Annotated in this window: 10 protein-coding genes; 3 read left to right on the top strand and 7 right to left on the bottom strand. The window is 66.8% G+C overall.

Annotation, left to right across the window (positions count from 1 at the left end):
* Positions 1–15: 15 nt before the first annotated feature.
* Positions 16–843, top strand: coding sequence for a tRNA (adenine-N1)-methyltransferase (locus tag ALI144C_RS16455; protein ID WP_076988008.1), 828 nt, complete (start codon positions 16–18; stop codon positions 841–843).
* Here the strand turns inward: ALI144C_RS16455 and ALI144C_RS16460 are convergent.
* The 5 genes from ALI144C_RS16460 to ALI144C_RS57465 all read right to left on the bottom strand — a co-directional run bounded on the left by ALI144C_RS16460 (position 840) and on the right by ALI144C_RS57465 (position 4157).
* Entirely contained in the window at positions 840–1340 is a 501-nt protein-coding gene (locus tag ALI144C_RS16460) for an Rv0361 family membrane protein (protein WP_076987955.1), read from the bottom strand. The genes ALI144C_RS16455 and ALI144C_RS16460 overlap by 4 nt on opposite strands.
* Positions 1337–2008: an Rv0361 family membrane protein gene (locus ALI144C_RS16465; RefSeq protein WP_076987956.1), complete on the bottom strand. Its 672-nt coding sequence runs from the start codon at positions 2006–2008 to the stop codon at positions 1337–1339. The genes ALI144C_RS16460 and ALI144C_RS16465 overlap by 4 nt, the downstream gene beginning before the upstream one ends.
* A gap of 34 nt (positions 2009–2042) precedes the next feature.
* Positions 2043–2525 carry a hypothetical protein gene (locus ALI144C_RS16470; RefSeq protein WP_143230678.1) on the bottom strand — a complete coding sequence of 161 codons (483 nt, stop codon included), beginning with the start codon at positions 2523–2525 and terminating at the stop codon, positions 2043–2045.
* Between the two features lie 28 nt (positions 2526–2553).
* Complete coding sequence (locus tag ALI144C_RS16475) at positions 2554–3225, bottom strand: hypothetical protein (RefSeq protein ID WP_143230679.1); 672 nt, start codon at positions 3223–3225, stop codon at positions 2554–2556.
* A gap of 197 nt (positions 3226–3422) precedes the next feature.
* A complete protein-coding gene (locus ALI144C_RS57465) occupies positions 3423–4157 on the bottom strand; it encodes an Rv0361 family membrane protein (protein WP_237774166.1) in 735 nt (244 codons plus the stop codon).
* Between the two features lie 250 nt (positions 4158–4407).
* Here ALI144C_RS57465 and arc point away from each other — a divergent pair, with 250 nt between their 5' ends.
* Positions 4408–6213, top strand: coding sequence for a proteasome ATPase (gene arc / locus ALI144C_RS16485; protein WP_076988009.1), 1806 nt, complete (start codon positions 4408–4410; stop codon positions 6211–6213).
* A gap of 82 nt (positions 6214–6295) precedes the next feature.
* Here arc and ALI144C_RS16490 read toward each other — a convergent pair whose 3' ends face one another.
* Both ALI144C_RS16490 and ALI144C_RS16495 read right to left on the bottom strand, forming a co-directional pair.
* The gene (locus tag ALI144C_RS16490) at positions 6296–6697 is read right to left on the bottom strand and encodes a type II toxin-antitoxin system VapC family toxin (protein WP_168211264.1); all 402 of its coding nucleotides are present in this window, start codon (positions 6695–6697) and stop codon (positions 6296–6298) included.
* Positions 6694–6924 (bottom strand): hypothetical protein, encoded by a 231-nt coding sequence (locus ALI144C_RS16495; RefSeq protein ID WP_168211265.1) that lies wholly within the window; start codon positions 6922–6924, stop codon positions 6694–6696. Before ALI144C_RS16495 ends, ALI144C_RS16490 begins: the two co-directional genes overlap by 4 nt.
* Positions 6925–6991: 67 nt before the next feature.
* Between ALI144C_RS16495 and ALI144C_RS16500 the strand changes: the two genes are divergently transcribed.
* The gene (locus ALI144C_RS16500; protein ID WP_076988011.1) at positions 6992–7897 is read left to right on the top strand and encodes an aldo/keto reductase; all 906 of its coding nucleotides are present in this window, start codon (positions 6992–6994) and stop codon (positions 7895–7897) included.
* Positions 7898–8044: the final 147 nt, after the last annotated feature.

Below are 8044 nucleotides of genomic sequence, written 5' to 3' on the forward strand. Positions count from 1 at the left end.
AGAGCGCAGGTGTCGGTGAGCAGGGCGAGCGGCCCGTTCCGTAAAGGTGACCGGGTACAACTGACCGACCCGAAAGGCCGGCACTACACGCTGGTGCTCGAAGAAGGCGGCCAGTACCACACGCATCGCGGCGCGCTGGCGCACGACGACCTGATCGGTGCGCCCGAAGGCTCGGTGGTCACGTCGGTCGGTGGCACGTCGTTCCTGGCGTTGCGGCCGTTGCTGCCGGACTACGTGTTGTCGATGCCCCGCGGCGCGCAGGTGATCTACCCGAAGGACGCCGCGCAGATCGTCATGTGGGGCGACATCTTCCCCGGTGCGCGAGTGCTGGAAGCGGGCGCCGGTTCCGGTGCGCTGACGTGTTCGCTGCTGCGGGCGGTCGGCGAGTCGGGCAGCGTGACGTCCTACGAGGTCCGTGACGACCACGCCGACCACGCCCGGCGCAACGTCCTGCAGTTCTTCGGCGAGCAGCCCCCGAACTGGACGCTGAACGTCGCGGACCTGGCCACGCACACCGGCGAGGTCGACCGGGTCGTGCTGGACATGTTGGCGCCGTGGGAAATGCTCGACGTGGTCAAGCAGAACCTGATCCCCGGCGGGGTTCTGGTGGTCTACGTCGCGACGGTGACGCAGCTGTCGCGCGTGACCGAGGCGTTGCGGGAACAGCAGGGCTGGACCGAACCGCAGTCGTGGGAGACGCTGCACCGGCCGTGGCACGTGGTCGGCCTGGCGGTGCGCCCGGACCACCGGATGATCGCGCACACGGCGTTCCTGCTGACCGCGCGCAGGCTGGCCGACGGTGTCGTGGCGCCGAGGGTCCAGCGCCGGTCGGGCAAGCACTAAAGACTGCAGACGCGCCAGTCGCCGTCTTCCTTGACCAGTTCGAAGGGGGCGTCGTCGGTCTGGTCCGCGTTGCCCGGCGAGGTCACCTTGGTGGCGAGGGTGAAGGAACCCGTGTCGCCGTTGGTTTTCACGTCCTTGACCGTGAGCGTGAACTGCGGTGTGCCCGGTACGGGGTTTTCCTTGGCGGAGAACGCTTCCCTCAGCTGCGGCATGACCTTCTCGCACACCACCGGTTCGAACTCGGACGCGTCGACGTCGCGCCCGGACGAGTTCAGCCCGCGCTGGTACAGCATGGCGAACTCGCGGGCGGCGCTGGTCGCCTCGTCCTCGGGACTGCCGCCGGTCAGCAGGAGGATGCCGCCGACGGCGGCGGCCACGACGAGCACGGTCGAGCAGACGACCAGGATCACACCGTTGCGGCGCTTGGTTTTCTCCTCGTCCGTGGCGTCGCCGCCGAGCGGCCCCATCTTCGCCGCGCGTGGCCGCTTCGCGGTCACTGGGTCGGCCCGGTCGTCGTCTCTGTCGTCTCCGTCGTCGTGGGCGGTGTCGTCGGGGAGTCGCTGCCGGGTGTTTCGGTCGTCGACGGCCGCGTCTGGGTCGGCCGCGAGCTGGTCGAGCTGGTTCGCGCCCGGAACGTCACGCCGCAGACCTTCCAGCCACCGGATTCCTTGACCAGCGCGTAGTCCTGGTCCGCGCGGACGTTGCCGGTGCCGCCGGACAGCGTGGCCCTGCCCTTGTCGCCCTCGATCCGCACGTCCTTGACCGTGATGGACATCCGCGAGCTCGGAGTCGGCGCGTAGGACCGCATGATCTCCTTGGACTCACGGACCTGCCATTCCTGCTCGAGCGCGTCCTGCTCGGTCTGGCAGACCAGTTCTTTGACCTCCGACTTGGACAGCGCGAACGCCCCGTCGTTGCGGCCCTGTTCGAGCAGGGTGGCGAACTTCTGCGCGACTTCGCGCGCGGCGGTCTTCTCCTGCTGCAGCGCGACGTCCTCGGGGCGCGGCCGGGACGCGACGATCGCGAGTGCCACGCCACCGCCCGCGAGCACGAGCACCGCCAGCCCGATGGCGATGATGAGCCGGACCTTGCTCGCCTTGGACGCGGGCGGGCTCAGTTCGGTGTCGGCCGGCTTGTCGGCCTCAGGTTTCTCGGGCTCGGCCATGCGCACACCGTATCCGCCCGATGTGAAACGAGCGTCACCCGACCCCGGCGATGCGTGGCGAGTCCAGCCCGCACAACGTCCACTTGTCCGCACTCAGCTGAAGGCGCATGGTGCCGTTCTGCTTGGCGCCCTCGTGCAGGACGGTGAACGTCGCGACGTAGCCGTCGGAGAACTGGCTGAGGTGGTCGATGCCGAACTCCACCGGCTTGGCGCGGGTGCTCTCCGGCGCGGCGGGGTCCAACTGCGGAACGGCTTTCAGCAGTTCGCGGCGGCCGGTCGACTTACCCTGCGCGCATGTGAGCTCGATCACTCCGTCGAGATCCCTGGCGTTGAGCTTGGTGACGATCAAGCGGGCCACGCCCTCCGGCGTGCCCGCTGCGTCCGATGCGGTGGGTGACTGTGGTGGGGACGCCGAACTCGGAGCCGACAACACGAAGTACGCCAGCATTCCGGCGCCACCCAGCACCATGCCCGTGATGATCAACACCGTCGAACGGCGTCTGGCGGCCTCTGGCACACCTCAACCGTACAAGCCGGTGGCCCGCCTAGTAAGTAGGACTGGTGGACGGCGGCCTGCGCGTGGTCGAACCACTGGACGCCCTGGGGTTGAGCACGGCCTCAGAGACGCACCACTTGCCGTCCTTCTCCTTCATGTCGAGCGTCAACGGCAGGGTGTTCGTGCTCGACCTGCCCGTCTCGGTCACCTTGATGCTCAGCGAGGCGAACGCGCCAGCGCTCGATTCCCTGATCTTGCCGTTCAGGCTGGTCTTGAGCGTCCAGCTCGGCTTGACCTTGTCCAACTCGAACGCGGGGCTCTTCTTCTTCGGGTCGCACAGGGTCTGGGTCGCGGCATCCGCGTCCTTGTCGTCGACGGCCTTGATGACCCGGTCGACGACCGCCTGCGGACTGCCCGCGTCGTCACCGCCGCCCGCCTGCGTCGTCTGCGCCGCCGGGGTGGACTTGGAGTCGTCTCCGCCGGTCAGCAGGATGATCGCGGTCACGCCACCGCCGACGACGAGCACACCCGCGACGACGAGGCCGATGATCAGACCCGTCTTGCTCTTGCGCGGCGGCTGGCCGCCGGGGAAGCCGCCGTAGTTCGGCTGCTGACCCCATGCGGGCTGCTGCTGGTTGTATCCGTCCTGCCAGCCGGGTTGCTGGCCGTACGGGTCTGGCTGGCCCCCGTAGGGCCCTGGCTGCTGTGGCGGATAAGTCATGACCATCCCAGTCTTCGAGTCGCACGATCGCGACGTCACGGTAGGTGAAGGGGGGCCTGGTTGGCGGGACTTTCGCGGGAAAAGTCGAGACGATCAGGTAACGAACAGGCCACTTCACCCGATAGTAGTGAGTTGGTTACCGAAAAGCCCGGGTCGCCTGCGCGGCCCGGGCTTCGTTCGTGCTGCTCAGCGTGCTGTCAGCGCCGGTCCATCTTGGGGTCGCTGATGTTGGACAGGCACCAGTCGCTGTCCTTCTTCTTGAGCGTGAAGGTCATGGTCATCGAGATCGACTGACCCTCGGCGGTGATGTCGAGCTTGATCTTGCCCGTCGCGCTGTCGCCGTTCTCCTTGGGCTCCTCGGAGACGGAGGCCTTGTACTGGACGGTCGCGGGCAGGCTGTCGAGCTTCTTGGTGTTGACCTTGCCCTTCTCGCAGGCGACCTTCTCCGCGGCGTCCTTGTCCTTGTTGTTGATCGCGTCGACCATCGTGTTCGCGGTCGCGCTCGGTGACCCGGTGCCCCCGCCGCTGCCACCCAGAGTGAAGATCAGCACGAGGACGACGCCGATCACGACAACGGCGCCACCGACGAGGATCCACGGCAGCGGGCTCTTCTTCGGTGGTGGGTAACCCGGCTGCCCGTACGGCGGCTGCTGCCCGTACATGCCCGGCTGCTGCTGCTGGGCGTACGGGTTGTTGGGGTCATAGCCGGGTTGTGGTTGCGGGCCGGACTGGGGGTACGCCCCACCCGGCTGCACAGGCTGCTGGCCCGACGCCGGGTACGCGCCGCCTGGCTGCTGTGGATAACCACCTTGCTGAGGGTATCCCCCTGGCTGCTGCGGGTAGCCGCCGCCAGGCTGCTGGCCATAACCCGGTTGCTGGCCGTAACCGGGCTGGTCGCCGTATCCGCCCGGCTGTTGCGGCGGTTGAGACATTACGTTCTCCTCGGTGTGGCGATCGTGTACATGTCATATTTCAACAGCGCTCGCACGGGCGCCATCGGACTAGTACTGGGACGCACCGTAGCCGGTGTTCGGTTCCCTACTACACCGGGATGGAGCATTGAATCCCTCCGAGCGGGGGTTTCTTGACCATGACGCGCCGATCTCGACATCTGGATGAGCTCCGAATGTCAGTGATCACCGGTACCGTATGGGGTACGTAGTTCGGGAGGAGGTGCCGACCATGCAGCACGACCGTCCCGGCAGTCGGCCTGAGGAGGCCGACGACCACAGCGCCGATGAAGGCGCGGGCCGTGAGACTAGTCAGTCCGCGCAGATCCGATTCCTCGAAGAGGAAATCGCGCTGCTGCGCCGCAAGTTGACGGAATCGCCTCGCCATGTGCGCCTGCTCGAGCAGAGGCTCGCCGAAGCCTCGGAACGAGTGGGACAGCTCACAGAGCGCAACACCAAGCTGGTGGACACGCTGCGCGAGGCCCGAAGCCAGTTGCTGGCGTTGCGGGAGGAGGTGGATCGGCTAGCCCAGCCGCCCAGCGGCTATGGCGTGTACCTGGCCGGTCATGAGGACGGCACGGTGGATGTCTTCACCGCGGGCCGCCGGATGCGGGTGGCGGTTTCGCCCGCGGTCGACCTCGACACGCTCAAGCGCGGACAATCGGTCCGCCTCAACGAGGCGCTGACCGTTGTGGAGGGTGGCACGTTCGAGCAGACCGGCGAGGTCTGCACGTTGCGTGAGCTGCTCGCCGCCGGATCCGATGGTGCCTCGTCGCGGGCACTTGTGGTCGGACATGCCGATGAGGAAAGGGTGGTGTGGCTGGCCGATCCGCTGGCTGACTCACCACTCAAGCCAGGGGACTCGCTCCTGGTCGACACCAAGTCCGGGTACGCGTACGAGCGCGTGCCCAAGGCAGAGGTCGAGGATCTCGTGCTCGAGGAGGTGCCGGACGTCGACTACGCCGACATCGGTGGCCTCTTCCGGCAGATCGAGCAGATCCGTGACGCGGTGGAACTGCCGTTCCTGCACGCCGAGCTGTACCGGGAGTACGAGCTGCGCCCGCCGAAGGGCGTGCTGCTCTACGGCCCGCCGGGTTGCGGCAAGACGCTCATCGCCAAGGCCGTGGCCAACTCGTTGGCCAAGAAGGTGGCGCTGGCGCGCGGGGACGACAACAGCGAAGCCAAGTCGTACTTCCTCAACATCAAGGGTCCCGAGCTGCTCAACAAGTTCGTGGGCGAGACCGAGCGGCACATCCGGCTGATCTTCCAGCGGGCACGGGAGAAGGCGTCGGAAGGCACCCCGGTGATCGTGTTCTTCGACGAGATGGACTCGATCTTCCGCACCCGCGGCAGCGGTGTGTCGTCCGATGTGGAGACCACCATCGTGCCGCAGCTGCTCAGTGAGATCGACGGTGTCGAAGGTCTCGAGAACGTGATCGTGATCGGCGCGTCCAACCGCGAGGACATGATCGACCCGGCCATCCTGCGCCCGGGCCGGTTGGACGTGAAGATCAAGATCGAGCGTCCGGACGCCGAGGCGGCCAAGGACATCTTCTCGAAGTACCTGACCACCACGTTGCCGATCCACAGCGACGACCTCCTCGAGTTCGCGGGGGACCGCCGCGCGTGCCTGGACGCGATGATCCAGCACACCGTGGAGCGGATGTACGAGGAGAGCGAGGACAACAGGTTCCTCGAGGTCACGTACGCCAACGGTGACAAGGAAGTCCTGTACTTCCGCGACTTCAACTCCGGCGCGATGATCCAGAACATCGTCGACCGGGCGAAGAAGGCGGCGATCAAGTCGGTGCTGGAGACCCAGCAGCCGGGGCTGCGCGTGCAGCACCTGCTCGACGCGATCGTCGACGAGTTCGCGGAGAACGAGGACCTGCCCAACACCACCAACCCGGACGACTGGGCCAGGATCTCCGGCAAGAAGGGCGAGCGGATCGTCTACATCCGCACGCTCGTCACCGGCAAGAACCAGGAGTCCGGCCGGGCGATCGACACGGCCACCAACACCGGCCAGTACCTGTAGCGACACCGGCACCACACGAACGCCGCGGCCGTACCGGCCGCGGCGTTCGTGCGTTGCCGGGGCCCGGGACCGGTGTGCTGAATCAGTTGAGCAAGTCGAATGCGCACTTGGCGCCGGAGGCTGCTGCCAGCTTCGCGTCGCACGTGAGCAAGGTGCCGTCGATGTGTTCGGCAAGTGCGACGTAGGCCGCATCGTAAGGCGTGATGTTGTGGCGCAACTCCCACATCCGGTTCAGCAGCGGCGCGATCGGCATGCGGCGGATCGGGAAACCTGCAAGATGGCGCAGAGCCGTGGGAACAGCTCGCGCCAGCACGGGATTGTTCTTGGCCATACCCCGCAACGCGGAGATGACCTCAGCGTCCAAGTGGGCCGGAGCGAACAGGGCGTGTCCTGTGGACAGCCGCGCTGCGGTCTCCGGTCTCCGGGGATCATCGGCCGCGTAGAACGCGGCCAAGACCGAGGCGTCGACGACTACCAGGCTCACGATGCTTCCCGTACCTCGCGCACTGCGGCGGCCGCGTCGTCCAATGTCACACCTGTCCCACGGGGCGGTTCGTAGGACGCGACATAGTCGGCGATCGTGAGCGTTTTGGCGACTTCGGCGAGCCGGTCCACGACGAAGGCGCTCAACGACTGCCTGTTGGCCTTGGCGCCTTCTGCCAGGGCGAGATAGACCTCATCAGGCACGTCTCGCAGATTCATACGTCTCATGGTGCCATTATGGCACCGAAGTGTGATCGGTGGGGTCCTGTTCGGGTGGTCGTTTACGTTGGTGTCCATGCGTATCGCTCTGGGCACGGCTGCACTTGGACGGCCCGCGTACATCAACCTCGGTCGTGACACAGCGTTGCCGGTCGAACGCACGGTCGACGCGATGCGCACAGCGAGTTTCGACGTGCTCGACGCGGCGTACGCGGCCGGGATCCGCTGGGTGGACGCGGCGAGGTCCTACGGCCGCGCCGAGGAGTTCGTGGCCGCGTGGCTCGCCGACCGCGGGCACACCGACGTGACCGTGTCGAGCAAGTGGGGCTACGAGTACACAGCGGACTGGCGTCCCGACGCCGATGTACACGAAGTGAAAGAACATTCCGCCGCCCGGTTCGAGCGGCAATGGGACGAGACTCGGGAACTGCTCGAAGTCGGCTTGTACCAAGTGCATTCGCTGACCGGTGACAGCCCGTTGTTCGACGACGAGGACCTGCGGTCCCGGATGGCGGACATCGGCGTGCCGCTGGGCTTCTCCACGAGCGGACCGGCGCAGGCCGACACCATCCGGCGTGCGTTCGACCTCCAGGCGAACGGGCAGCGCCTGTTCTCCTCGGTGCAGTCCACTTGGAACGTCCTGGAGACCTCGGCGGGTCCCGCGCTGGCCGAGGCCCACGCCGAGGGCGCGCGAGTGATGCTCAAGGAGGTGATGGCCAACGGCAGGCTCGCCGTGCAGCCGCCCGGCCCGGTCGTGGACATCGCCATCCGGCACGGCGCCGGTCCCGACGCGGTCGCGATGGCGGCGGCGCTGGCCCAGCCGTGGGCGGATCTCGTGCTCACCGGCGCCGCGAGCGTGCCGCAGCTGTACGCGAACCTGATGCCGGTGCGACTCGACGACGTCGACCGCGAGTTGCTGCACGATCTGGCCGAGGCACCGGAGCAGTACTGGCGGACACGCTCCCAGCTGCGGTGGACCTGAAACCAGCGGTGAGACGCAACGAATGCCACCTTGGTTGCGTTTTTTGGCACCAATGTGGGGTGGATTCATGCGGTCGTCGCAACATGTTCTTATGTGGACAGTAGCATGTTGAGTTTCTCTTGGGGGGTCAGCCAGTTCAGGGTTTTG

The sequence above is a fragment of the Actinosynnema sp. ALI-1.44 genome (assembly GCF_001984155.1).
GTDB lineage: Bacteria > Actinomycetota > Actinomycetes > Mycobacteriales > Pseudonocardiaceae > Kibdelosporangium.

Excerpts from the sequence above, each read along its gene's own strand:
- ALI144C_RS16465 (WP_076987956.1), bottom strand. The coding sequence starts at position 2,008 with ATGGCCGAGCCCGAGAAACCTGAGGCCGACAAGCCGGCCGACACCGAA.
- ALI144C_RS16475 (WP_143230679.1), bottom strand. The coding sequence starts at position 3,225 with ATGACTTATCCGCCACAGCAGCCAGGGCCCTACGGGGGCCAGCCAGAC.
- ALI144C_RS57465 (WP_237774166.1), bottom strand. The coding sequence starts at position 4,157 with ATGTCTCAACCGCCGCAACAGCCGGGCGGATACGGCGACCAGCCCGGT.
- arc (WP_076988009.1), top strand. The coding sequence starts at position 4,408 with ATGCAGCACGACCGTCCCGGCAGTCGGCCTGAGGAGGCCGACGACCAC.
- ALI144C_RS16495 (WP_168211265.1), bottom strand. The coding sequence starts at position 6,924 with ATGAGACGTATGAATCTGCGAGACGTGCCTGATGAGGTCTATCTCGCC.
- ALI144C_RS16500 (WP_076988011.1), top strand. The coding sequence starts at position 6,992 with ATGCGTATCGCTCTGGGCACGGCTGCACTTGGACGGCCCGCGTACATC.